Here is a 23,019-nt window from a genome sequence, read left to right on the forward strand (position 1 = left end):
AGCGTTTTTAGTTTGTAGGTGCTATCTGTAATGGGTAGCACCTTTTTGCTATACGCACGCTTTAATTATCAGAATAAGCAATACTACTATCACTAATCCTTTCCATGCTCCTTTGAGAAATGCTATTATTAGTTTATCCATGATTGTTAGTCAATTAGTAGATCGGTCAATTCTATAAAAGACTTGATTGTTTTTTCTATATTCGGGTTGTCTCGATGAATTAGTAAAGATGCACACAGAGTATAATAATTCCCTTCTTTTTCAATATCTTCTTTGTGTATATGTTTCAGTCTATAACTATATTCTTTTCTCCATTTATCGAATAATCTTCTCCGACAAAGTTCACGACCATCTATACTATCACAGACGCAAATTACAGAATTAATATTTGAAATAAAGAATTGTTCGATAAGAGAAATTATAGTCTCTTTTATGCGAGGGTCATGTATATTCTTATTTTTGGGGACTTCTGGCTCAAAGTTAAAATTGTATGTGTTTTCCAAATTTTCATCATAGCACCCACTAGGAATAAAGAGGGCGATATATTTTATACCGCCGTCTGTTACAAAAGAATATACTAAATCTTCGTTTCTTGTAAAATTATATGGGAGCTGAAAGTCTGATCTTTCTTTCATCTAAAACTTTTTTTATATCCCCATTTTCTCGTATACACTTCAATAGTGCTTTCTTATCCTCAAGCATCTTTTCAAGTGCATTCATCCGTTTTTCTTGATGCTTTTTCATAATTATATAAATTTAGTTTGTTATAAACTGTATACAAAGATAATTGTTTTATTTTTAATACTATGCAACTTATACATATAAATTTATAAAAAACATATCACGAGTTACATTACATAGATAAAGATATAGAAATTTCTTTACAATTTCTTTTTCACCTCCAACTCAGTTCCACAGTTAGGGCAAGTGATTATGTTTTGTTGAGGTTGCTCGAATAAATCGGTGATTGGAACATTAAGGGCGGAGGCGATACGTTGGAGGGTATCAGTTGAGGTATTGTTACCTCCGATAATACGGCTTATACTTTCCCGTGCAATTCCTACCTTATCCGATAAATCCCCGATTGTTATTCCTTTTTCCTTACATAAGTCTTTAATTCTATAATTCATATTTGTGATCTATAATGTTACAATGCAAAGATATAATAATTAACTCGAAGAATCACAATTTGAGATTAAAATAACATGATAGGTCAAAATAAGTACTGAAAAATTTGTTAGATGTGATTCCTAGTGTTATATTTGCGATATTATTTAACATCACGGATCAAATAACAATCACATGAAACCACTATCAGCAATCTATTTTCTCATCTGCTTACTCTTAATGACAGCAGAATACACAGGCGAAGCGGTCAGCACTATGCTACTATATTACGGCTTTATCGGGACTAACTTATACAATGCGAGCAGATTAATTAATAAATATTTAAAAATTAAATGATTATGAAACAGAATAAAGAACAAACAATGACATTTCTTTTTATCGGACGAACCATAGACATGTCTATGGGGCTTTTTAATATGGATACAAACCTTCTTGTCGGGGCATTAAACAGTATATTTTTAAACCATAAATCTTTGATTGAGCAAGACGAAACTCTATGTGGAGAAGATAAAACAGAACTTATAAATGAAAATTTTGAAGTCATATTTGAGGCTGTAAATCGTATCACTACGTTAAGCGAAATAACTCATCAGTATAAAGAATACAAAATTAATCAAAGGTGTAAAGTTAAGGAAGATCAGAACACAACAATCAAATAACATGGCGGAATTGACAAAGACAAGCGAGGATTGGATAAACGAGTATTATACCTCCTATTTTGAAGGCTACCCGATTACGTTTATTAAAAACAAACTTACAGGTGAAATACGCATCAATGCTGATGATATGGTGCGAGCCTTAGGCATTGCAGGCGATTTTGAAGAGTTCTTAGGCACTGACGAAGGGTTAGACCTTATTAACGAATGGAAGCAGAAGCACCCTGATATGCCGTTCTTTGGCGGTGCAGTAATAACAAATAAATAAGCTAAATAATAATAATATGGAAGCAACAACAATTAAACCGAGTACACTCAACAAAGTAATGAAAGACGCAGTAGCAAATTGCGAAGATTACCTAACAGATAATTACGAATCTGATTATTTTTCGCAAATTTGGTTCTCGCCTGACCAACTAAGCAAGGTTACTGCAAATATTTTAATGACATCCAATTACTGGGATATAAACAGAGTACTGAATTTCGCTAAGCAGATAACCTGTCATGGTGAATCTAGGCAGCATCACTTTTTTATCTTTGATTATGAATTATTTGAGAATTTCATATTATATTGTGTTGGAGTTAAATTAGAATTGAGAGAACAAACTATTAGACATTAAAAATTTTAAATTATGACAGAAGAACAAGAAAAAGACTTAACGTTAAGAGAGGTTGCGATAACAGGGTTTCAGCAATTACTTAGAGCTGGAATAGCAAATAGTTATGCAGGAGTGTTTGGAGAATACAAAGAAGCTATTGAAAGACAAATTGATAAACTTGAAGGATATAAATATATTGGAGTATGAGTGAAGGATGGGTAAAATTATACAGAGGATTAACAAAAAAAGCATTTTACAATACCGATTCTCAACGTGTTCATTTATGGATTCACTTATTACTTAAAGCAACACATACAGGTAGGGAAGAAATGCTTGGTGGTAAACCTGTTTTTTGTAAAGCTGGTCAGTTTACTGTTGGAAGAAAACAATTATCTATAGAAACAGGAATAAGCGAGAGTAAAATAGAGAGGACTCTGACCTATTTTGAAAAGATAGAGAGACAAATCGAACAACAAAAAACAAACACAAACCGCTTAATATCAATACTTAATTGGAGTGAATATCAATCAAGTGAACAACAAGTGAACAACGACCGAACAACGAGTGAACACACTACAAGAATGTAAAGAATGTAAAGAAGGAGAAGAATGTTTATCTCCTATAGAGAAAACGTGGAGGGATGACTTTAATGTTTACCTAGACGAAGCTACTAAGGCTTATTATGATCTAATAGCTGATGTTGAGTTTCTAAAAGAAAGAGAAAGGTTTCATCACAATCTTGACATTAGACTGTCTTTGGAAAAATCATTTAAAGACTTCTGGGGTACTGAAGCAGGATGGAAGAATAAGAAAAAGAGTAGAAGTATAACTTTAGATTGGAAAAGCACATTTAGTAATGCTTTAACTCAAAAAATGAATCAGGTTTATAAAAACAAGAATGATTTATTTTCTCAACAAGATTTTATTCCTGTTAAACCAACTAAACCACAAGGACGATTATTACAATAAATGAAATAGAGATTAGAAAGGAAAAAGAATATTATTTTAAAATAATATATCAGGTGTTTATTATTCTTATGAAAAAACAACCTAAAACAACCTAATGATAATAATAATGTAAATGTAAATGATAATGAAAATGTAAATCTCCTTATCGACCTAATTAAATCAGTTTTTAGCGACTTTCTCTGTTCTTCGACTAGCTAGGCTAGGTTAACTTATTAAAAATATCATATAGGGGCTAAAAAGTGGCAAATACGACATATTTACAATCAGGGTAGGTTTACAAATATCCTTAAAATTAAATTTAAGCTATCTGCGGATTGATTTACGACACTTTTGCATTAAAGACGAACACTTCTCATCTCAAGAATTATCCACTCTTAAATCGTCTTAAAATAAGCCGATCTTTTTAAAAGCTTATTTTGACGAATTTTCCAATATTGAGTAGATGGGGTAAGAAATCAAGAAGAGATAACCGAGAGAGATAAAAAACATGGATGAAGCATGGTTTAAAATCACCCAATCCAATTTTGGACTCAGTGAACACAAGATGCAACTTTCATTAACGAGCCGAATTTCTATAAAACAGTTCTTCAATCTCGTAAGTCACAAGCTGAACCATGACAAAGCTAGGACTAAATTATCGAAGTTGAGATGTATTTACGTCAAAAGATTAAGAATTTCTCTTTTAATGATTTTAGTAATAAAAGTATAATCTTCAATTGCCTCACATTGGTTGTTCATGCAACTACCTTGGTGATAGTAAGCCGACTTATCATTTCATTAACTTGGATAGGTTGAAATAGGTGTGGAGATATAAATATTGTGCAAATACTGTGCAAGATGTTAAAATCACTTTTAAACAAAAACGCTAATCGACTTATTTAAAGAGGATTAGCGTTTGTTTGAGCCGAGACTCTGAGGTTCCTGGCGGATTCGAACCGCCGTAGACGGTTTTGCAGACCGGTGCCTAGCCACTCGGCCAAGGAACCTTTTTGGTTTTGCGATTGCAAAGATATAAATTTTTATCCAAAAGACAAGTGTTTGTCCTGATTTTTACAGTTCTTTATTCTAGCTAAATTATGAATATATACTATCTATTTATATTTCAGGCTTTAATATTGAACCTATATTTTTCTTTCCATTGATCTTTATTATCATTGGAGATGAAAAATGTACGTGTCGTATAAATTCAGATTCGTATATTGCTGGCTGTTCGTTCAAAAAGTCCTCATTAAAGATACCATCGTTTTCAAGGTATGGATTGATAGAAAAATAACCAACACCAAAAGACGTCAGGTTTTGGAAGAAATGCGTTCCCTGACTTGGTTCTATCTTATAATTATCGAGAGCTAATTCTACTAGGATACGGGCATTCGATATTTGTGGCCATTTAACGGGTATTCCTAACCAAGAGTCGCTACTACCCCATCTACCTGGACCTACAAGGATATAGTTTTTCTCTTGTTTTAAGAAGTTACTATTCAGATTATCTATTTCAGATACAATTTTAGAATTGTTTATTGCATTGAAAGACTTCGTTTTTATATAGACAATATCATGAATATCATTAATAATGCCATGCCCTAAAGCATTGTTAGAATGTAATATTTCGTCTTCTGGTTTTATTTGTGAAAGATCTTCTACTTGCAACTCCTTATTTTGAACTATTGGTCTGATCTGTAATAAGTAGAAAGAGCCCTCCCCTTTTTCTTTCAAATCAACAGCAAATTCGATTTCAACAGCACGTCCCATTTCCCGTTCACCAATTTGCAGAATTCTTTGTAGAATTTCCGCTAGAGGAAAAACATTATGTTGCAGAACATTGGCAAATGAAATTATCTTTCGTCCACTTTCATAATAACCGTCATAAATAACTTGATCTACAGGATCGTAGGTTGATGAAATATATCGGATAGAATTATCCTTTTCAGCATCCTTAATCGTTAATTTTAAAAGGTTAAAACCATCATCAGTAGTGAAGTTGTTATTTAAACCTCTCATATCCAATGCATAAAAAAAACGTTGTGTATCTCTCAATGCAAATTCGACGCTGCTAAGTTGTACTATATTATGCGGATGAGATGGCGAAAAACGTATACTAACTCCTCCCTCTACAATGTATTTTCCCAGTCCTAATACAATATTGGCAATTCCTTCTTCTGCTTTTTCGTTGCCAATAGGATAAAAATTTAATGATCGGGCTACCCCTGATATTGTTGGATAAAAATGATCACCATACCTTGTTCCAACAGCTTCTTGTATTACTATTGCCATTTTTTCTTGGTCAATAATATTCTGAGTAGCTGCCATGTAAGTTTTACTATCTTTGTAAAATACAGATGCATAAACTGCTTTTATAGCCTTTCTTAATTGTTCAAGAGTATCCTCTTTGTTCTCGAGCATGGGAATCATGTAAGTGGCGTAAACTCCTGCAAAAGGCTGATAATGGGAGTCCTCTAGAAGACTTGAAGAACGAACTGCTATTGGAGACTGAATCGTTTCGAGGAAAGCTATAAAATCATCTATTAGTCGCTCCGGTAATCTTGCCTCAATAAAATGTTCAAGTATTTCTTCATCAGTTTTATCCGAAAGAGCAATTGGATACAAATCGTTTGTTTCCATAAACTCATCAAAAATATCTGTACACAAGACTACGGTTCTTGGTATCTTGACAGGTATATTGTCATCGTCGTTTAGCTCCCAGTGTTCTTTTACAATATTATCCATAAAAGCAATGCTACGCCCTTTTCCTCCTATGGATCCATCCCCCATTCGTGCAAAATTGGAGAACTCGTCGAAGCGATCTTTGTCAAAAATTGCTACTACTCCTGTATTTTTTACTTTACGATACTTGATTATCATATCGTAAATTAACTCCCTTGCTTCATCCATGCTTTTGTAGTCTGTCACTTTTATACGTTTCAACCATTCGGCCATTGGGAACATGGCTCTGGAGTAGAAGAAACGAGAGAAGTGGTCATTCGACAAGTGGTAGATTAAAGACTCAGTAGGAATACTAAATATGTTTTTCTGTAGATCTTTAAGATTCCGTATTCTGAGTATTTCTTCTTTGGATTCTGGATTGACAATAATGAAGTCACCAAAACCAAAGTTATTTATAACTTCTTTTTTTAGGTCTCTAGGAAAACTTTTCGAGTTCTTATCTATAAATGTACAACCAAGTTCATCTGCATATACTTTATTGGTGAGTTCAGAAGAAGTAAATACAATTGGTACAAATCGTTTTTGACTTCTCACCCATTTGGAGAAAGAGTAGCCAGCTAATTTTTCTTTAGTACCTCTGTGTGAATAGCTCATGTCGGTAACGACTCCTAATATATTGTTATAATAAGTAGTGTATATATCAACTGCTTCTTCGTAGGTACGGGCAAGCATTACTTTAGGACGGCCTCTCATGCGAAGCTTTTGTTGGTGTTCATTCAAGGCTTCTTTCGAGAAGTTGATAGATTCCTCCATAACGATCTTAAACAATGTAGGCAGAGCAGAAGAGTAGAAACGGACAGAGTCTTCGATCAGAAGAACGATTTGCACTCCTACGCTCTCTGTGTCGTGTTCTACATTCATAGCATCTTCCATCAGCTTTATAATGGCTAATAAAAGATCAGGATTGCCAAGCCAACTAAATACATAATCAACTCCTGATAGGTTTTCGTATGATAAACGCTTAGTTACTTCTCTCGAGAATGGTGTAAGTACTACAAAAGGAATATCCGGATACAGTTGTTTGACATGCTTAGCAGTAGCAAACATGTCAACATCATCCATATTCGGCATCTGGATGATTAATTCGTAGTGATTTTCTTCCAGTTCGGCTAAGGCCTCCTCTTCTGTAACTACCTGAGTAAAGCGAGGAGGATAGCTAAGGTTTAATGAGGTATATTCATTAAAAATCTGTTCATCTATACGTCCATCATCTTCCAGCATGAAAGAGTCATATTTCGTAGCAATTAGTAGAACATTGAAGATGCGCTTAGTCATTAAGCTGGCAAAGGATGTATCTTTGAAGCGAAAAGCTTTTATATCTGGTAATTTTTCCATAAAACTTATTTTGAGGGAGCAATATAATAAAAGAAAGAGCTGAATGATATAATTCCATTCAGCTCTCAAATATAATATATATTATTTTGTTGATCTGCTTTTAACGTATGCGATCTAGAGATTTTACTAATTTCTCATCTTTTTTTATTCTGGTCATTGCCAGTAAATCAAAGATTAGAGCCAATACAGGAAGTATTATTCCAAATTGAATATTTAAATTATAATCACTCTCTAGTTTGCTCAGATAGGCATTAAGATATACCAAAGTTGCAATGAAATAAACAACAATAGATAAAGCTGTTATAAGTGCTATATTTATCTGTAATTTTCTCTTTTTGAATAAAAAGATATTGATAAAAGCTAATAAACTGCTAATAATACCAAATGTAAGAATTCCCCATGTAGGATATTCTGCATTAAACATTTTTCCTATTCCAAAAGAATGAAAAGTCAGAGCTAGTTTACCTCCTTCAACAATTTCGAATAATGGACAGAATACGGCAGAAGCCATAAATATAGCTGTCAACAATAAGAATATTGTCTGAATACGTTGTATCATTTCTTAGAAGTTATCTTTGTCCTTGTTTGGATTTCTGTAATAAAGTTTTCCTTCTGTAAATTCTTGAGCTGCAATTAGAGTTGGTTTAGGCAACTTCTCATAGTAACGAGAAATTTCGATTTGCTCTCTGTTTTCAAAAACCTCTTCAAGATTGTCGTTGTAAGATGCAAATTCTTGTAGTTTTTTATCCAAGTCTTGCTTCATTTCAACAGAAATCTGATTTGCACGTTTTCCTATAATTCTAACAGTTTCGTATACATTGCCAGTCTCTTCAGATAGGCTCATCATATCTCTAGTTACTGTATTAGTTGGAGCATTTGACTTTCTATAATCCATATTACCTTAATTTATATATAAATTGATTTTTTATTTACTTAATTCTTCTTGTACCGATTCGTTTGCTATTTCATCTATTTCTTGTCCTAATGCTTTTAGCGCACGACGATAATATTTTTCAGATTCTTTTGTGTATTGTCCTTCAGGGAACATATTCTTGTAATTGAAATGCTCATCAATCAGGTCACGATAACGACCTTCTCTTTTTTCTTCGATACTATTTTCTGCTAATTCAAATTTTGAACGAACGATTAATATTTGGAATTCCTCGGTGAAGGCAGAGAAAGGATAACTCTTCAATGCTTCTCTGGCTGTAACAACACAAGCGTCGTAGTTATTGCCCATATATAGTCCTAAATTGTAATACAGACGAGCAGCTAATAGCTCTTTATAAGCTAGTTTCTCTTGAAGTTTGAAGATCAAATCCATTGCTTCCGGAGCTTTCTCGCTTTGAGGAAAATATTCTAAGAAGCTATTGAATTCCTGAATACTTTTTATCGTATTTGTTTGATCTAGTCTAACATCTGGAGAATCTAAATATAGACCATATGCGGAATTGAAACGGGCTAACTCAGTATAATCTCCTTTAGGGAACTTGTTGTAATATCGACTGTAATATGTACTGGCTGTAGGATAGTCGCCGTCGTAGAAGTAAGACTGGGCCAATAGAAATAATATCTCCTGTTCTTTAGGAGAACCCATATATACTGTTAAGATTTCATCTAATAAAGTCGCAGTCCTGCCATACTTTTTCTCATCAAAATACTTTTTTGCATAAGTATATTTTAGTTCTGCATCTCTACTTTTTAATATTTTATTATATTCTCCACACGAAGAAAATAATATAGTCAATAACAGTACTCCCAGAATTTTAATTTTCATCCTACTCAAAATTAGTTTGCAAATTTACACAAAGCTTTTATATTATAAAAATAAACTTTTATAATTATGTTTTTTTTGAAAATAAGCGCTGTCTTATTCAAACATTGTAACAACGCGTTTTACACCTTCTATGAACTTGTCTATTTCTTCTTTAGTGTTATAGAAAGCAAACGATGCTCTTACAGTACCTTCTATACCAAGCTCTTCCATCAATGGTTGAGCGCAGTGGTGTCCGGTGCGAACAGCTATTCCCATCTTGTCTAGCAACATACCCATATCATAATGGTGAATGTTTCCTACTAAGAACGAAACGACACTGCATTTATTATCAGAAGTACCAAATATACGAATGTTATTTATTTTAGTAAGCTCGTCTGTACAATACTTTAATAATTGATCTTCGTATGCTTTTATCGAATCTAGACCAATGCTTTTTATGTAATCAATAGCTTTAGCTAGAGCGATAACATCAGGATAGTTTGGTGTGCCTGCCTCAAATTTGAAAGGTAAATCGTTGAATGTTGTCTTTTTGAACGAGACTTGGCTTATCATTTCACCTCCTCCCTGATAAGGGGGCATTTGATTCAGCCACTTCTCTTTTCCGTACAATACCCCTACTCCATTCGGACCATATAATTTATGTCCCGAGAAAACGAGAAAGTCACAATCTAGTTTTTGAACATCTATTTCGATATGTTGTACTGACTGTGCAGCATCGATAAGAACAGGGATGTCGTGACTGTGAGCTATAGAGACAATCTCTTCTATAGGATTTATAGTACCCAGTACATTCGATACATGCATGACCGATATAAGGCGAGTTCTTGGAGTAATGAGTTTCTTCATTTCGTCCAACATAAGCTCTCCTTTATCGTTGATAGGTATAACTCTAAGTTTAATTCCTCTAATCGTCTCTTGTAGCTGCCACGATACAATATTTGCATGATGTTCCATTGCCGAAATGATGATTTCATCACCTTCGGAGCAGAACTGTTGACAAAAACTATGGGCTACTAGATTGATTGACTCTGTTGTACCTTTGGTGAAGATAATCTCTTTACTATGCTCTGCATTAATGAATTGCTGTACAACAATACGAGATTCTTCAGCCAAATCGGTAGCTACCTGGCTTAAATGATGTACACCACGATGCACATTTGCATTCGTGGTGTAATATATTTTTTCTATTTCTTCTACTACGCACTTTGGTTTCTGTGTAGTGGCTCCATTATCTAGATAAATAAGGGGTTTACCATAAACAGTAGTGGAAAGTATAGGAAAGTCGGCTCTAATTTTTTCTACATTCATAGTTGTGAGAAAAATAGTTACTAGCCAAGAATGTTGAACTAGTAACTAAACTTTATTTATGATTATTTGCAAATTTCGCAATTACCACAACGTGCTCTTTCTCCTTTGAAACGTTTTTCAACCAATTCGGTCAAACGTTCTTTAAGGCTGTCGATGCGAACATGCTCTAAGACTCCTGCAGCAAAGGCCTGCATAAGCATCAAGCGTGCATTCTCTTCAGAGATACCTCTTGATCTTAAATAGAACAATGCTTCTTCATCTAGCTGTCCTGTAGTAAGACCATGAGAACATTTCACGTCATCGGCATATATTTCCAACTGTGGCTTCGCGTACATGCGAGCATTAGGAGAAACACACAGATTGTTGTTTGACTGGTATGCCATTGTTTTTTGTGCATCTTTCTCTACTCTGATACGCCCGCAGAATGAACCTGTAGCTTCATCTTGTAAAACATATTTGAATAACTGTGTACTTGTACAGTTAGGCACAAGATGGTCTAAGAATGCAAAGTTGTCAACATACTGATTTCGGTCAGCAATTATCATTCCACATACATATGCTTCTGCATGTTCGCCAGATAATTTCACATTAAAGTTATTACGGCTAACACCTGTATTGAATGTCAAATTGTTTGCTAATACGCTCGAAGATTCCATCTGTTTAACAAATGTATTTGTCAGACGTGTTACTTTGTCGGAATTTTCTTCCATGTCGTAATAGTCTACTATTGCATTCCTTCCGGCGAATATCTCTGTCACCTGAGTAACTAAGAATTGTGATTCATCAACAGTATGATCGCAAATTAGCAACTTCACTTGAGCATCATCTTCTGCAATGATAAGTATGCGGCGATTAACCAAGTAGTTGAACTTACTTTTTAGTATATTGATCAACTGTATTGGTTGTTCTACGATGACACCTTTTGGTACATAGATAACAAACCCGTCTTGTACAAACATTGTATTGAATGCTGTAACACTAGGTTTTTCCATATCTGCAATTTGTCCGTAGTAAGTAGCAAAAACTTCCGGATATTGTACCGAAAAATCACTTAAACTACCAACAAACACTCCGTTAGGGTATTCTATTTGGGGTAAGTGTTCTGTATGAAACAGATCGTTTAGTACGAAATAAGTATTGGTTGTTAAATCGGGTACTTCGCACTTAAATGCTGTATATGGATTCCCTTTGAAAGGGACTCTGTTTATATTCAATGCATAATCAGGCAGGAATTCTGCAGCAACATCCAGATAAAGATAATCCTCCAGTTTTTTTGTAGGAAATCCTTGTTCCTTGAATACCTCAAAAGCTTTATCGCGCATGCTATTTAACCCCGGAGTAGACTTACTGTCTATAGTCTCTCTGTATTGGTTAAATATGTCTATATATTGAGATTCTATCATTATTGAAAATCTTTAATAATCCAGTCGTAACCTTTCTTTTCTAGTTCTAAAGCTAATTCAGGACCAGCTGTTTTCACTATTCTTCCTTTGTATAGGACATGAACAATGTCAGGCTTGATATAGTCAAGAAGACGTTGATAGTGAGTGATTACTACTGTAGCATTATCTTTTCTTCTTAGCTTGTTGACACCATTTGCAACGATGCGTAAAGCGTCAATATCCAGACCTGAATCTGTTTCGTCCAGTATAGCTAATTTAGGTTCTAGCATAGCCATTTGGAAAATCTCGTTACGTTTTTTCTCCCCACCCGAGAAACCTTCATTAACAGAACGTCCTGCCAAGTCTTTATCTAGTTCTACCAGTTCTCTTTTCTCTTTTATAAGCTTAAGAAATTCAGATGCTGCTATTGGTTCTTCGCCTCTGAACTTACGAATTTCGTTTAATGAAGCGCGCATGAAATTTGTCATGCTTACCCCTGGTATTTCTACCGGATATTGGAAACTTAGGAATAGTCCCTCTCTCGCTCTGTCTTCCGGATCTAGATCTAATAAGTCATGTCCTCTAAAGTCTATTTCACCCTCTGTTACTTCAAAGTTAGGGTTTCCTACAAGCACAGAAGCAAGTGTACTTTTTCCGGCACCATTTGGTCCCATAATAGCATGAATCTCACCTTCATTAACTTCTAAATTTAATCCTCTTAGAATTTCCTTGCCTTCAACGTTTGCATGCAAGTTTTTTATGTTTAATAAATTCGCCATTATATTTTTTATTAATAAAATTCAAAATCTCAGTGTTTTACTACGTGATTAACACTAAGAAGCCGTTTTAGTTCAAAGTTTTGAACTTTCGAATGCAAAATTAATAAATAAAAAAGAAAATAGCTTGTTTATCACAAGCTATTAGTTATTTATTAAATCTATATCTAGATTCTTTTGTTTTGTTTTATATATCGAGATCGACAACAACCGGGCAATGATCCGAAAAATCAATCTCATTTAAAATTTTGGCACCTTTAAGACGGTGTTTTGCTTCTTCTGTAATAATATGATAGTCGATGCGCCATCCTAAGTTTTTGCCTCTGGCGCCTGCTCTGTAGCTCCACCAACTATACTTCTCCGGACTCTGGTCATATACCCTAAATGTATCTATCATACCACTGTCGATAAATTCATCGAACCACTGACGTTCTTCGGGCAAGAATCCAGAACTTTTTGTATGACGTTCAGGATGGTTTATATCAATCGGTTTGTGACAAATATTGTAGTCTCCGCAGATTAATAATTGTGGTCTCGTTTTTCTGAGGTCGTTGATAAAATTGGTGAAGTCTGCTAAGAATTCCATTTTGAAATCTTGGCGTATATCTCCCATCGTTCCTGATGGAATATATACACAGATAACGGTCATATCTCCATAATCGGCACGTAATACACGACCTTCTTTATCATAGACTGGATTATCCATTCCAATCTTTACAAAATCAGGTTTCTGTTTCGTTAGGATCCCTACCCCACTATATCCTTTTTTCTCTGCGGAATGGAAGTAATAATGGTAGCCTAATGATTGAATTGTAAGAAGATTGATCTGATCTTCCATGGCTTTTATTTCCTGTAAACATAGAATATCCGGAGACTCTTGTTCGATCCATTGGTACAGGCCTTTGTTTACTGCAGCACGTATGCCGTTTACATTATATGATATTATTTTCATTTTTTTAAGTAAGTTTGATTCCTTCGTTTTCGGCAGCTTTCACTTTTTTGAACAGGTCTGAAGCAAATACAAAATCGTTAAAATCTTCATTTGTAGAAGACATAACATCTTTACTTGTGCCCTGCCATTCTAGGTGTCCCTCTTTGATAAAATTAATCTTATCTCCAATACCCATCACTGAGTTCATGTCGTGAGTATTGATAATAGTAGTCATGTTATATTCTTTAGTAATATCGTGAATGAGGTCGTCTATAACCAATGATGTTTGAGGGTCGAGACCTGAGTTTGGTTCATCGCAAAATAAATATTTAGGATTCAATGATATGGCTCTGGCTATAGCTGCGCGTTTCATCATTCCTCCACTTATCTCGGATGGATACAAATGACCGGCATCTCCTAAATTTACACGCTCTAAACAAAATTGAGTACGTTTGGCTTGTTCCGATTTAGACATTTTAGAGAACATCATAAGGGGGAAGTTTACATTCTCAAATACTGTCATCGAGTCGAATAATGCTGAGCCTTGAAAAATCATTCCTACTTCTTCTCGCAGAGCTTTTACTTCATCAGTTTTCATTCTGGTGAAGTCTCTCCCATCATACAGTATTTGTCCGCTAGTTGGGCGCATTAAGCCTACAAGGTTTTTAAGAAGTACGGTTTTCCCGGAACCACTACGCCCTATGATAAGATTTGTCTTTCCTGCTTCGAAAACTATGTTTATGTCATTCAATACAACTCTGCCATCGAATGATTTAGTTAAATTCTTTACTTCTATCATGACATCATCAATTGAGTGAGTAATAAGTCGGCAACCAGAATCAGAATACTGCTCATAACAACAGAATCGGTACTGGCCTTACCTACATCTAATGATCCTCCTCTAGCTGAATAGCCATAGAAAGAAGCTGCAGAAGAGATAATGAATGCAAAGATGATAGTCTTGACGATGGCATACCAAATGTAGAATTCCTTAAAAAAGGATTGTAAACCATATTGAAAAGTATCGGCGGGCATAATTTGTCCAATAATACAAACAGCAAATCCTCCAACAACACCAAAAAACATACTTAGAACAACCAACACAGGGATAAATGCCATTAATGCGAATATCTTAGGTAGAATAATGAAGTTAGCCGAGTTAACTCCCATTATTTCTAAAGCATCGATTTGTTCTGTTACTTGCATCGTCCCGATTTCGGATGCAATATTAGAACCAACCTTCCCTGCTAGTATTAAGCACATTATGGTAGAAGAGAACTCTAAGATCAGAATCTCGCGAGATACATATCCTACTGTGTACCGGGGCATGAAAGGTGAATCGATATTCAGTTTTATTTGAACAACAATTACCGCTCCGATAAAGAAAGATATAATAACGACGATCCATATAGAATTAACGCCTAGTTTACTCATTTCATCTAAAAACTGGCGAAAGAAGACATTCCAACGCTGGGGTTTGGTGAAAACCTTTTGCATTAGAAGAACATATCGTCCAATTTTATCTAATAAAGCAGTCAACATATATTGATTATATTTTGTGTATTTGCAATAAAATAAGGGCAAAGATACATTTTTTTAGTAAATCATTCGGTCACTCCTTAAAATTACTATGTGGTAAAGCTTAAAATAGGATAAAAATAAGTGTCATGGTTTTAAATAATATCATGATAATTTTTATATTGTTTTAAAATATAAAACACTGATATACAGTAACTTGAATTTATTATGTTTTGAAAGAAAATGAACTGTTAAATAGTTGATTACATGTCGTTTACCCTAGCATGTAAAACTCCTTTTGCATTGATAACATACAAAAACAGGTCATTCAATATATTAGTTGAATGACCTGTAATTAATCTTCGTATTCTATTTTACATCTTTTCTTTAAAGAATTTGATCACCTTTTCGTACAAATAGGCCCTATTATTAGCTCCTCTTATTGAGTGATCTTTATCAGTAAATACAAACATGTCGAATTGCTTATTTGCATTTATAAGAGCTGACGAATACTCCATTGTGTTCTGAAAATGAACATTGTCATCGGCAGAGCCATGCACTAAAAGCAGGTTACCTTCAAGCTTGTTAGCTAACTTAATCGGTGATCCGGCATCGTAACCAGTCATGTTTTGTTGTGGGGTTCTCATGAAGCGTTCAGTATAAACCGTGTCATAATATCTCCAGTCTGTAACTGGTGCAATTGCAACTCCGGCTCTGAATGTTCCATTGCCTCTGCTCATACTCATCAGTACATTGTATCCACCATAGCTCCATCCCCATATACCTATTTTACTGCCATCTATATATGGAAGTGATGCAAAATATTTAGCAGCTGCAACCTGGTCATCAGATTCGTATATGCCAAGATTCATATAAGTACATTTACGGAAGTCTTCGCCTCTCGCTCCGGTTCCACGTCCATCAACAGATGCAACTATAAATCCCTGATTAGCCAAATAATCAGTCCAGTCCATACTATAAGCATCAGTTACAGATTGAGAATCAGGACCACTATATTGAGTCATAACTAATGGATACTTGCGAGAAGGGTCAAAATTAGCAGGTTTGATTATTAAAGCATTCAAGTCTCTGCCATCAGCTGATTTTACAGTTATGAATTCTTTCTGAGGAAGAGTTAGACCAGCAAGTGTACTCTTTAATTGTTCATTTGCTTCTAATACTCGTAATGTTTTACCTGTAGCATCATGCACAGAGGTTAATCTAGGTGTAGATAGATTAGTGAAGCTATTAATAAAGTATTTACCATTTTTACTGAATGTAGCATTATTAGTCCCAACATTGGTAGATAGTTTGGTTTTTATTCCTTTTACCATATCTACCTTATAAATTGCTCTTTGGAGAGGGCTATCTTCGGCTGCTTGATAAAAAACAGTTTTGGTAGCAGGATCAATAGCTAGGAATTCGGTAACATCATAATTCCCGGTTGTAAGCTGTTTCTGCATTACTCCGGTTTTATCGTATAAGTATATGTGGGTATAGCCACTCTTCTCTCCAACATATATAAACTGATTGTCGAAGAATTGTATGTATTTTATCAGCTCTGAATCTATATAGCGTTGATTTTCCTCTCTCAAGATTGAACGACATACGGATGATCGTGCATTAGCTAAATACATGTCAAACTTATTTTGATCTCTATTTAGAGTCATGATTGCTAATTCATCACCAGTGGGTAAGAATTCAATTCGAGGGATATACTCCATATCTCCAGGTATGTTCATTGTGCGTATTGTCTTTGCATCTATGTCGAAAACGTTGCAAGTTACCTTTGAATTCTTTTCACCTGCTTTCGGATACTTGAATGTCTGAGCATAAGGGTATAGTTGATTGCCGTACATTTGCATAGAATACATGGGAACCTCTGTTTCGTCGAATCGAACAAATGCCAGAAGTTTGTTGTCCGCAGAAAAATCCATCAGCCTAGTTGTTGCAAATTCTTCTTCGTACACCCAGTCTGTTGCGCCGTTGATGATCTTCCCTATTTCTCCGTCTTTGGTGATTTGAGATTCTGTATCATAGTCAAATTTAGCGAGCCATATATTATTGTCGATAACATATGCTAGCATACGGCCATCACGAGAGAATGTTGGGATAGATTGTTTCTCTTTGTTTTCTGTTAGCTTACGAAGAAGGTTGCGACGAACATCGTAATAGTAATAATTAGCTTTGAAAGAATGTCTATAAATCGGTTCGTGGTCGGTATATACTACAAGTCTTTTCTCATCTGGGCTAATCAGGAAGCCTTGAAAAGATTCTATTTTACATTCTCTGGCTCTATCTACATCAAATATCGTGTCGATAGGCAGTCCCGTCTTGTACGAATATTTAATGATTTTTTTAGAGTTTTTATCTGCCTGAAAATAAGATTCTCCATCAGCCGATGATGTGACAGGGTTAACTCCCCAAGCGTAATATTTTCCAGAGGTTATATCTCTTAGATTCAACTGTTGTGCACTTACTGTTGATGTAAGTATAAATGCGATAAAAAGTAATTTTAAGATGTTCTTCATGTCACTTTTATTATTATTGGGAACAAATATACTTATTTTATAGAGTTCAAAAAAGTGAAATAACAAGCTTTGATAGCAATATTAAAAAAGAGGGAAAAATTGTTTATTAATTTTCCCCTCTTAAGTTCAAAAATAATTTTTTGATTATTCTTTTTCTTTGTACCATTTGTATAATCTACCATCTACAAACTGGAAGAACCAATGGTTTTTATATTTATCTACATATTCCAATGTTTGGTTGTCATAATCTTCCTGACTTACGATATTGTATTTGTCACCCATTAGAGCAACGATTTGATCAGGAGTCATTCCTAATTGAACTTGTTTCAATTGTGTATTATAAGCTGTTCCACAAGCAGTAAGCATGGCTGCAGTAAATAGTGCAAAAAATAATTTTCTCATAACATTTATTCTTTAGTTTTATTAATAAACAGTTGTTTATAGTATAAAGTTCGTGACTGGATATATCATTTATTCTTATTTATCTAACTCCTTTTACATTCATTCTCAATCTATATAGACCTTTTGATGCTGTAATAAATAACTCATTCATATTTTTCCCTCCAAAACAGACATTTGAAGTCCAATTTTCATCGATAGGAATATGATAAACTTGCGTTCCTGATGAATTAAAAACAGTAACACCTTTACCTGTTAAGTATACATTCCTTTCCGAGTCTATAGTCATTCCATCAGAGCCCAAAGGTGCGAAAAGTTTTTTGTTTTTTAAAGTACCATCCTTCTGAATATCGTAAATATAAGTTTTGTTAGCTTTTATATCTGCTATATAAAGATGCTTCCCATCAGGTGATCCAACTATACCATTAGGTTTTTCTAAATCTGTAACAACCTCAATAACGGAGGCTTCCTCACTCATTAACACACAATATACATTCTCTCCATCTTGTTGCATCTTAGGAGCTCTGGTCCAATAATCTCTTGCATATAACGGATCTGTAAAATAAATATTGCCATTAGGGTGTACCCACAAATCATTGGGCCCATTTAATTTATTGCCTCTGAAATCACTAATCAGGACTGTGTGATTTGCCTTTTTATCGAAACTCCATATTTCGTTCTCGGCATCAGAGCAAGATAGAAGATTTCTTTTTCGATCGAAATACAAGCCGTTAGCTCTTCCACTACTTTCGGAGAATACACTTAGTTTATCGTCTACAGACCATTTTAAAATTTGATTATTGGGCTGATCTGTAAAGAATATATTACCTTCTTTATCTACTGCAGGTCCTTCTGTAAAGCTAAATCCGTCTGCAAGTTTTTCTACTATTGCATCTTTGGCAACTAAGACTTTCTTTTGTGTAGCACAACCTGCCAATACACAGAATATAGATATACTAAAAAACACCTTAACTATATTATTCATAATGATGACTAAATTAATTATAAAATAGGTCTTTAATTTAGTTATAAATATAATATAAACTACAAAAAGGAAGCACTTCTGCTTCCTTTTCTGTAATTCATTTAAATCGTCTATTTCTAAAATAAAAATTTAACTCCAACAGTTAATTTACCAAATTCAGCACCATTGATGCCATTCCCATTTATATTCCAAGAGCTAGAAGAATCTCCTTGGTCTGGACTTAATTTTGAATAACCAGCAGAAGCTAATGTATAAGAAGCCTCAACGGTTAGCCAATCTGTTACAATGAGGTCAAATCCAGGAGAAAGTGTCACTCCTATATCAAATCCATCACCAACATCTTTTACATTAGTAATGCCGATAGGTAATGCTGCCTGACCAAAGAAATATAGCTTACCAGAGATATTCCAATACTTTCTAGCCAATGGCATTACTGAAATTGTATTAGTTTTTGCTTCCCCTGCTTTAGTATGGGTATAGCCTACTGCTCCTCCAATTGCAACAGATGGAGAAACAAATTTTCCAAGTAAAGGAGTAACTGAATAATTATCACCGGCGTCATCATCTAAACTTTGAAAGTTAAATGCACCTCCAGCAAACCAGGTTCCTTTCAATCCATCCTGAGCACTTACAGATAAACATGCAAAAATAAATGCACCAATGAGTAGTAATTTTTTCATAGGTCGTAAAATTTAGTTAATACTCTATTATTTGTGTCCTATAAAGTTAACGTTTTTTTAGTAAAAAATTAAAGATATAGGTATTATAGATGAATACTAACTTAATATATCAAAAATTAATGATATATCTATACTCTATGAAGAGGTATGCTTGAAAGGTTAAAAGAAGAATTTTCAAGTAAAATACTGAGGTATTCAATATAATAAATCATAGAATAGTTCTGCTTTACCACCAGCGATTAAGATAATCAGACATAAGATATCTCATCTTATATTATTCCGATTGTATTATAATTGGGCATTCTTAAAGCTTTTATAAGTATCGATATATAACATCGATCAATGCAATAAAGCAGAAACTATCCATGTCTTATTTATAGCTAACTATATTTTATAAAAATCATCCCATCCTTGACGAGGAGGTACATCTGTTAACAGAGAGTTTGCAAACTTATCGTTGGTGATTTGTTTGCTTACCGGATCAAAATATAATTTTTTGTTTATTCTCTGAGCTAATACACCTAAACAGAATACTTGGCTAAGCACTCCGTTTATTTCAAATGGAGATCTTGTCTTTTCTTTACCTTGGCATGCAAGTAAGAAGTTTTCGAAATGATTTGATGGACTCTTAGGTACTTCAGGCAACATTTTCTCCATTTCTTTTGCTTTCGATTCGGGAATAATACTTAGAGTACTACCATGCGAACCTCCCTTAAATGTTAGATCTTTGCCATAGATGATCTTACCTGGATTTAATTGGGTAGGTTTTATCTCACCTGCTCCTGATGCAGGAATATCGGCTGCCAATTGAGATTTTCCGTATCCATCAGGAATTGGAGGTAAGTTATTAATTCCATCATACCATACTACATCTACAGGAGGCATACCCTTTCTTGGTCCAAATTTAAATTCGATAGTAGAAGCCATAGGGAAGAAGAAATCGTTATGCTGATCTAATCTAGCAGGATTAATCTCATAAGGTAATCCTAGTTCCAAGAATTCATGTACAGTATCTAATATATGAGCACCCCAATCTCCTAATGCACCCATTCCAAGTCCGTACCAAGAACGCCATTCTCCGTAATGATATAATTTAGAATACTCACGATATGGTACAGCACAATGCCATAAATCCCAGTCTAATGTAGACGGTATAGGTTCTGGACTAGGCAATTTTCTTATTCCCGGATCCCAAGTGTGCCATCTGCGTGGATTGTTCATATGCGCATGTACAGTATGGATATCTTTTATAATACCTGCATCCATCCAAGCTTTGAATTGGAAATAGTTAGCATCCGAGTGTCCCTGATTCCCTACTTGCGTTACGACATTAGGATACTTTAATGCTGCCTGCATCAATATTTCAGCTTCAAGAAAAGTTCTTGTCATAGGTTTTTCCACATATACATGTATACCATTCTTTATGGCCATCATACAGATTGGGAAATGGGCAAAGTCAGGTGTTGCAACAGCAACAGCTTCAATTTCTTTCCCCATTTTGTCGAACATCTTTCTGAAATCTTGAAACTGTTTAGCCTTAGGGTATTTAGCTATAACTTTTTTAGTATGATCAGCTCCCATATCAATATCGCAAAGAGCTACAACATTGATCATGTTTGTTTTCTCGAAATCGCCAATAATTTGTTCACCTCTATTACCTATCCCAATGAAAGCTATATTTACTTTTTCATTAGCTCCTTTTACACGAGTATAACTCGCTGCATTGAGATCAACTGTTCCCATTGCAGCTCCAGCTGATGCCAAAGCCGCTGTCTTTAAAAAGTTTCTCCGTGATACCATCTTATCTTATTTTATAGTTATATGTTTTGCTTTATTTTTATTAAAAATGTATAGAATAAAACTCTATCAAGATAGAAATTATGCTCCAAGTAACGATTATAAATCAGGAAGTTTTTTGAATCGAGGAACTAAAGTTTTCATTACTGTCCATCCTATTATATATGCGACAGCACAATAGCCGAAAATAATAGAGTATCCGGTAGATATTCCTCCTTCAAAATTATCTTTAGCATAATCAAATAAATAGCCACTTACTGTCATTAATAAGAACGAACTAAGTCCTCCTGCAAGTCCTGTAAAACCGGTTATTCTGGCAACAGCCTTTTTCGGGAACATATCACTCCCTGCTGTATAGATGTTAGCAGACCAGGCTTGATGTCCTGCACAGCCTATTCCTATTAGAATAACAGGTATCCAGTATCCATGATTGCCTAAAGCTTCGATATGAGCTAAAGGTTGAGCTAATAAAACAACTAAAGGGACCAAAGCAATAAAGAACATTGCTTTCATACGGCCATCATAGGGCTCCATTCCTTTATTTATAAAATATGTAGGAAACTTACCTCCAAATACAGATCCGAATACAGTAATAGTATATAAAACTCCTAATGGAAGGGCTATATCTGTGCCTTCCAGTCCGTATTCTGCATAGAGGTAGGCCGGTGTCCAAAATAAGAAGAACCACCATACTCCATCGGTAATGAATTTACCTAAGAAAACAGACCATGATTGTTTATATTTTAAACAATACAAGATACTCACGGACTCTTTATTTGTATTATCTTGTGTATCCTCATTATCCTGATTGATATATGCTCTTTCTGCATCATTCATCTTAGTATTGTTTTCTGGCGATTTGTATAAATACAACCAAAAAGCCAACCAGATGAAACCAATAGCTCCTACTATCAAAAATGCCATTTCCCAACCCCATTTGCTAGCTATAAACGGGACTGTAAGAGGAGCTAGAATAGCACCTACATTTGATCCTGAATTGAAAATCCCTGTAGCAAAAGCTCTGTCTTTTTTTGGGAAATATTCAGCTGTGGCTTTTACTGCTGATGGGAAATTGCCTGCTTCTCCTACAGCTAAAATAATACGTGCAAAAATAAAGGCTATCAGACTGACTAAAGAAATCGTTTTTACTATTTCACCAGAAGCATTTATTAAACCTTCTGCATTTTCTATACCGGTGTACCACTCTGTGAAAATTCCGCAGACTGCATGTATACATGCACCTGAAGACCAGATTGTTATTGCCCAAATATAACCTTTTTTAGTTCCAACTTTGTCGACAAAGCCTCCTACAAAAAACATACTAACAGCATAAACTAAAGAGAATACTCCTGTTATCCATCCAAAGTCAGATTCTGTCCAATGAAATTCATGGGCTAAATCTGTTTTTAACAAGGCAATAATTTGCCTGTCCATATAGTTTATTGTCGTAGCAAAGAACAAAAGCGTACATACTGTCCATCTGTACTTAGTCATTGTTTCATTAGCCTTTTTTAGAGTGTTCTTCAT

At 34.7% G+C, this 23,019-nt stretch carries 25 protein-coding genes and 1 tRNA gene; 6 read left to right on the forward strand and 20 right to left on the reverse strand.

The window, feature by feature from the left end:
* Nucleotides 1–146: 146 nt before the first annotated feature.
* The 3 genes from DHU68_RS13190 to DHU68_RS13195 form a co-directional block, all read right to left on the reverse strand.
* Entirely contained in the window at nucleotides 147–635 is a 489-nt protein-coding gene (locus DHU68_RS13190; protein WP_108823472.1) for a DUF6169 family protein, read from the reverse strand.
* Nucleotides 601–744 (reverse strand): hypothetical protein, encoded by a 144-nt coding sequence (locus DHU68_RS14270; protein ID WP_185117521.1) that lies wholly within the window; start codon nucleotides 742–744, stop codon nucleotides 601–603. The genes DHU68_RS13190 and DHU68_RS14270 overlap by 35 nt, the downstream gene beginning before the upstream one ends.
* A 137-nt stretch (nucleotides 745–881) precedes the next feature.
* Complete coding sequence (locus tag DHU68_RS13195) at nucleotides 882–1,130, reverse strand: helix-turn-helix domain-containing protein (protein WP_108823473.1); 249 nt, start codon at nucleotides 1,128–1,130, stop codon at nucleotides 882–884.
* A 336-nt stretch (nucleotides 1,131–1,466) separates the two neighbouring features.
* Here DHU68_RS13195 and DHU68_RS13200 point away from each other — a divergent pair, with 336 nt between their 5' ends.
* From DHU68_RS13200 to DHU68_RS13220, 6 genes are read left to right on the forward strand one after another with little or no spacing between them, the layout of a single operon-like run.
* Nucleotides 1,467–1,787 (forward strand): hypothetical protein, encoded by a 321-nt coding sequence (locus DHU68_RS13200; RefSeq protein ID WP_160111141.1) that lies wholly within the window; start codon nucleotides 1,467–1,469, stop codon nucleotides 1,785–1,787.
* 1 nt (nucleotide 1,788) lies between these two features.
* Nucleotides 1,789–2,052, forward strand: coding sequence for a hypothetical protein (locus DHU68_RS13205; RefSeq protein ID WP_108823475.1), 264 nt, complete (start codon nucleotides 1,789–1,791; stop codon nucleotides 2,050–2,052).
* A gap of 16 nt (nucleotides 2,053–2,068) precedes the next feature.
* Entirely contained in the window at nucleotides 2,069–2,404 is a 336-nt protein-coding gene (locus tag DHU68_RS13210; RefSeq protein WP_108823476.1) for a hypothetical protein, read from the forward strand.
* Nucleotides 2,405–2,416: 12 nt separating this feature from the next.
* Nucleotides 2,417–2,590 carry a hypothetical protein gene (locus DHU68_RS14205; protein WP_160111142.1) on the forward strand — a complete coding sequence of 58 codons (174 nt, stop codon included), beginning with the start codon at nucleotides 2,417–2,419 and terminating at the stop codon, nucleotides 2,588–2,590.
* Nucleotides 2,587–2,970 carry a hypothetical protein gene (locus tag DHU68_RS13215; protein WP_108823477.1) on the forward strand — a complete coding sequence of 128 codons (384 nt, stop codon included), beginning with the start codon at nucleotides 2,587–2,589 and terminating at the stop codon, nucleotides 2,968–2,970. Before DHU68_RS14205 ends, DHU68_RS13215 begins: the two co-directional genes overlap by 4 nt.
* Complete coding sequence (locus DHU68_RS13220; RefSeq protein ID WP_108823478.1) at nucleotides 2,948–3,352, forward strand: hypothetical protein; 405 nt, start codon at nucleotides 2,948–2,950, stop codon at nucleotides 3,350–3,352. Before DHU68_RS13215 ends, DHU68_RS13220 begins: the two co-directional genes overlap by 23 nt.
* A gap of 915 nt (nucleotides 3,353–4,267) precedes the next feature.
* On the opposite strand, the gene DHU68_RS13225 is transcribed toward DHU68_RS13220, so the two are convergent.
* The 17 genes from DHU68_RS13225 to DHU68_RS13305 all read right to left on the reverse strand — a co-directional run bounded on the left by DHU68_RS13225 (nucleotide 4,268) and on the right by DHU68_RS13305 (nucleotide 23,019).
* A tRNA-Cys gene (locus tag DHU68_RS13225) sits at nucleotides 4,268–4,338 on the reverse strand.
* Nucleotides 4,339–4,447: 109 nt separating this feature from the next.
* A complete protein-coding gene (locus DHU68_RS13230; protein ID WP_108823479.1) occupies nucleotides 4,448–7,408 on the reverse strand; it encodes a PEP/pyruvate-binding domain-containing protein in 2,961 nt (986 codons plus the stop codon).
* 100 nt (nucleotides 7,409–7,508) lie between these two features.
* Nucleotides 7,509–7,967, reverse strand: a complete 459-nt coding sequence (locus tag DHU68_RS13235; RefSeq protein WP_108823480.1) for a DUF4293 domain-containing protein — start codon at nucleotides 7,965–7,967, stop codon at nucleotides 7,509–7,511.
* A 3-nt stretch (nucleotides 7,968–7,970) separates the two neighbouring features.
* Complete coding sequence (locus DHU68_RS13240; RefSeq protein WP_108823481.1) at nucleotides 7,971–8,303, reverse strand: DNA-directed RNA polymerase subunit omega; 333 nt, start codon at nucleotides 8,301–8,303, stop codon at nucleotides 7,971–7,973.
* Nucleotides 8,304–8,333: 30 nt separating this feature from the next.
* Entirely contained in the window at nucleotides 8,334–9,185 is an 852-nt protein-coding gene (locus tag DHU68_RS13245; protein WP_108823482.1) for an outer membrane protein assembly factor BamD, read from the reverse strand.
* 93 nt (nucleotides 9,186–9,278) lie between these two features.
* Nucleotides 9,279–10,493 (reverse strand): aminotransferase class V-fold PLP-dependent enzyme, encoded by a 1,215-nt coding sequence (locus DHU68_RS13250; protein WP_108823483.1) that lies wholly within the window; start codon nucleotides 10,491–10,493, stop codon nucleotides 9,279–9,281.
* Nucleotides 10,494–10,555: 62 nt separating this feature from the next.
* Entirely contained in the window at nucleotides 10,556–11,896 is a 1,341-nt protein-coding gene (gene sufD, locus DHU68_RS13255) for a Fe-S cluster assembly protein SufD (protein WP_108823484.1), read from the reverse strand.
* Nucleotides 11,896–12,654: a Fe-S cluster assembly ATPase SufC gene (sufC, locus tag DHU68_RS13260; RefSeq protein ID WP_108823485.1), complete on the reverse strand. Its 759-nt coding sequence runs from the start codon at nucleotides 12,652–12,654 to the stop codon at nucleotides 11,896–11,898. Before sufC ends, sufD begins: the two co-directional genes overlap by 1 nt.
* A gap of 184 nt (nucleotides 12,655–12,838) precedes the next feature.
* On the reverse strand, nucleotides 12,839–13,603 hold the full coding sequence (locus DHU68_RS13265) for an exodeoxyribonuclease III (protein ID WP_108823486.1): 765 nt from the start codon (nucleotides 13,601–13,603) through the stop codon (nucleotides 12,839–12,841).
* A gap of 4 nt (nucleotides 13,604–13,607) precedes the next feature.
* Nucleotides 13,608–14,381, reverse strand: a complete 774-nt coding sequence (locus DHU68_RS13270; RefSeq protein WP_108823487.1) for an ABC transporter ATP-binding protein — start codon at nucleotides 14,379–14,381, stop codon at nucleotides 13,608–13,610.
* Nucleotides 14,378–15,121, reverse strand: a complete 744-nt coding sequence (locus DHU68_RS13275; RefSeq protein WP_369831346.1) for an MlaE family ABC transporter permease — start codon at nucleotides 15,119–15,121, stop codon at nucleotides 14,378–14,380. Before DHU68_RS13275 ends, DHU68_RS13270 begins: the two co-directional genes overlap by 4 nt.
* Before the next feature lie 353 nt (nucleotides 15,122–15,474).
* Entirely contained in the window at nucleotides 15,475–17,631 is a 2,157-nt protein-coding gene (locus DHU68_RS13280) for a S9 family peptidase (protein ID WP_108823489.1), read from the reverse strand.
* Between the two features lie 144 nt (nucleotides 17,632–17,775).
* Entirely contained in the window at nucleotides 17,776–18,033 is a 258-nt protein-coding gene (locus DHU68_RS13285; RefSeq protein ID WP_108823490.1) for a membrane lipoprotein lipid attachment site-containing protein, read from the reverse strand.
* A gap of 79 nt (nucleotides 18,034–18,112) precedes the next feature.
* Nucleotides 18,113–19,015: an SMP-30/gluconolactonase/LRE family protein gene (locus DHU68_RS13290; protein WP_108823491.1), complete on the reverse strand. Its 903-nt coding sequence runs from the start codon at nucleotides 19,013–19,015 to the stop codon at nucleotides 18,113–18,115.
* Between the two features lie 116 nt (nucleotides 19,016–19,131).
* A complete protein-coding gene (locus DHU68_RS13295; protein WP_108823492.1) occupies nucleotides 19,132–19,695 on the reverse strand; it encodes an outer membrane beta-barrel protein in 564 nt (187 codons plus the stop codon).
* Between the two features lie 384 nt (nucleotides 19,696–20,079).
* Nucleotides 20,080–21,495, reverse strand: coding sequence for a Gfo/Idh/MocA family oxidoreductase (locus DHU68_RS13300; RefSeq protein ID WP_108823493.1), 1,416 nt, complete (start codon nucleotides 21,493–21,495; stop codon nucleotides 20,080–20,082).
* A 96-nt stretch (nucleotides 21,496–21,591) separates the two neighbouring features.
* On the reverse strand, nucleotides 21,592–23,019 hold the full coding sequence (locus DHU68_RS13305; protein ID WP_108823494.1) for an MFS transporter: 1,428 nt from the start codon (nucleotides 23,017–23,019) through the stop codon (nucleotides 21,592–21,594).

Source organism: Dysgonomonas sp. Marseille-P4361 (genome assembly GCF_900343125.1).
Classification (GTDB): Bacteria; Bacteroidota; Bacteroidia; order Bacteroidales; family Dysgonomonadaceae; genus Dysgonomonas.

Coding starts and splice junctions, on each gene's coding strand:
- DHU68_RS13195 (WP_108823473.1), bottom strand. CDS start 1,130: ATGAATTATAGAATTAAAGACTTATGTAAGGAAAAAGGAATAACAATC.
- DHU68_RS14205 (WP_160111142.1), top strand. CDS start 2,417: ATGACAGAAGAACAAGAAAAAGACTTAACGTTAAGAGAGGTTGCGATA.
- DHU68_RS13190 (WP_108823472.1), bottom strand. CDS start 635: ATGAAAGAAAGATCAGACTTTCAGCTCCCATATAATTTTACAAGAAAC.
- DHU68_RS13200 (WP_160111141.1), top strand. CDS start 1,467: ATGAAACAGAATAAAGAACAAACAATGACATTTCTTTTTATCGGACGA.
- DHU68_RS13280 (WP_108823489.1), bottom strand. CDS start 17,631: ATGAAGAACATCTTAAAATTACTTTTTATCGCATTTATACTTACATCA.
- DHU68_RS13265 (WP_108823486.1), bottom strand. CDS start 13,603: ATGAAAATAATATCATATAATGTAAACGGCATACGTGCTGCAGTAAAC.
- DHU68_RS13230 (WP_108823479.1), bottom strand. CDS start 7,408: ATGGAAAAATTACCAGATATAAAAGCTTTTCGCTTCAAAGATACATCC.
- DHU68_RS13210 (WP_108823476.1), top strand. CDS start 2,069: ATGGAAGCAACAACAATTAAACCGAGTACACTCAACAAAGTAATGAAA.
- DHU68_RS13215 (WP_108823477.1), top strand. CDS start 2,587: ATGAGTGAAGGATGGGTAAAATTATACAGAGGATTAACAAAAAAAGCA.
- DHU68_RS13270 (WP_108823487.1), bottom strand. CDS start 14,381: ATGATAGAAGTAAAGAATTTAACTAAATCATTCGATGGCAGAGTTGTA.
- DHU68_RS13285 (WP_108823490.1), bottom strand. CDS start 18,033: ATGAGAAAATTATTTTTTGCACTATTTACTGCAGCCATGCTTACTGCT.
- DHU68_RS13245 (WP_108823482.1), bottom strand. CDS start 9,185: ATGAAAATTAAAATTCTGGGAGTACTGTTATTGACTATATTATTTTCT.
- sufD (WP_108823484.1), bottom strand. CDS start 11,896: ATGATAGAATCTCAATATATAGACATATTTAACCAATACAGAGAGACT.
- DHU68_RS13295 (WP_108823492.1), bottom strand. CDS start 19,695: ATGAAAAAATTACTACTCATTGGTGCATTTATTTTTGCATGTTTATCT.
- sufC (WP_108823485.1), bottom strand. CDS start 12,654: ATGGCGAATTTATTAAACATAAAAAACTTGCATGCAAACGTTGAAGGC.
- DHU68_RS13235 (WP_108823480.1), bottom strand. CDS start 7,967: ATGATACAACGTATTCAGACAATATTCTTATTGTTGACAGCTATATTT.
- DHU68_RS14270 (WP_185117521.1), bottom strand. CDS start 744: ATGAAAAAGCATCAAGAAAAACGGATGAATGCACTTGAAAAGATGCTT.
- DHU68_RS13240 (WP_108823481.1), bottom strand. CDS start 8,303: ATGGATTATAGAAAGTCAAATGCTCCAACTAATACAGTAACTAGAGAT.
- DHU68_RS13300 (WP_108823493.1), bottom strand. CDS start 21,495: ATGGTATCACGGAGAAACTTTTTAAAGACAGCGGCTTTGGCATCAGCT.
- DHU68_RS13305 (WP_108823494.1), bottom strand. CDS start 23,019: ATGAAGAACACTCTAAAAAAGGCTAATGAAACAATGACTAAGTACAGA.
- DHU68_RS13290 (WP_108823491.1), bottom strand. CDS start 19,015: ATGAATAATATAGTTAAGGTGTTTTTTAGTATATCTATATTCTGTGTA.
- DHU68_RS13205 (WP_108823475.1), top strand. CDS start 1,789: ATGGCGGAATTGACAAAGACAAGCGAGGATTGGATAAACGAGTATTAT.
- DHU68_RS13250 (WP_108823483.1), bottom strand. CDS start 10,493: ATGAATGTAGAAAAAATTAGAGCCGACTTTCCTATACTTTCCACTACT.